Source organism: Roseovarius halophilus (ex Wu et al. 2025), from assembly GCF_047086965.1.
Genome location: NZ_JBKOTX010000471.1, coordinates 1 through 1,305, shown reverse-complemented (window position 1 = coordinate 1,305; position 1,305 = coordinate 1). Strand labels below are relative to the sequence as shown.

The 1,305-nt window shown below is 62.8% G+C and carries 1 protein-coding gene; it reads left to right on the top strand.

Annotated elements, in window-relative coordinates; genetic code table 11:
* Positions 1–46: 46 nt before the first annotated feature.
* Positions 47–1,270, top strand: coding sequence for an IS256 family transposase (locus ACH107_RS32895; protein WP_412509792.1), 1,224 nt, complete (start codon positions 47–49; stop codon positions 1,268–1,270).
* The last annotated feature ends 35 nt before the right edge of the window (positions 1,271–1,305 follow it).

Genomic DNA, 1,305 nt, shown 5'->3' with positions numbered 1-1,305 from the left:
AATTTTGTGCTCTGGCGTGGTAACGGTTCTGAAAAGGAGACCACGAATGAGCATCGACAAAGACCTTTTGGACAAGCTGATGGAAGGCCGGTCAGCCGGCGATCTGTTCGGCAAGGAGGGCATTCTCTCCGAGCTGACGAAGGCGCTGGCGGAACGCGCGCTGACGACCGAGATGGAGGAGCATCTCGGCGAGGAGCGCACCGAGGAGGCGCCCGAGGGCCACAACCGGCCTGCGAACCGCCGCAATGGCAGCAGCCAGAAGACGGTGACGACGGATACCGGCAAGATGGTTCTGGACATTCCGCGCGACCGCAACGGGACCTTCGACCCGCTGCTGATCGCCAAGTATCAGCGCCGTTTTCCCGAGTTCGACCGCAAGATCGTCAGCATGTATGCGCGCGGCATGAGCACCCGGGAGATCCAGGGACACATTGAGGAAATCTATGGCTTCGAGGCGTCGCCCAGCCTGATCTCCGCTGTCACCGAAGCGGTCATGGACGAGGTAACCGCGTGGCAGAACCGCCCCCTGGAGCCGTGCTATCCGGTGGTATTCATGGACGCGATCCGGGTCAATATCCGCAGCGATGGCGCGGTGTCGAACAAGGCGGTCTTCGTGGCGCTGGCGATCCTGCCGGACGGCACGCGCGATGTTCTGGGCCTTTGGTTCCAGGCCAATGAGGGGGCCAAGTTCTGGGCCAAGGTTCTGAACGACCTCAAGAACCGCGGCGTTCAGGACATCCTCATCGCCGTCGTGGACGGCCTCAAGGGCTTCCCCCAGGCCATCGAGGCGGCCTTTCCCCAGACCCAGGTCCAGACATGTATCGTCCACCTGCTGCGCCAGTCCATGAGCTTCGCCAGCTACAAGGACCGCAAGGCCGTGGCGACAGCCCTCAAGGCCATCTATACGGCGGTGGACGCCGAGGCGGCCGAGGCCGCGCTGGCCGAGTTCGAGGACAGCGACCTGGCCAGGCGCTACCCGGCGATCGCGCCGAGCTGGCGACGGGCCTGGACCGAGGTCGTCCCCTTCCTCGACTACCCGCCCGAGGTGCGCCGACTGATCTACACCACGAATGCCATCGAAGCGCTGAACTCGAAAATCCGCCGCGCCGTGCGAAGCCGCGGCCACTTTCCTAGCGACGAGGCCGCAGCGAAATTGATCTATCTCGCGCTGAATGCTACCTCCACGGAGTGGAAGCGATCAGTGCGAGAATGGCACGCTGTCAAAAGCCAGCTCGCGATCATGTTCGAAGACCGCTTCCCAATGACGTAAAAAAGGCGTCAGGGCACAAAATTCCGCACAGTCTC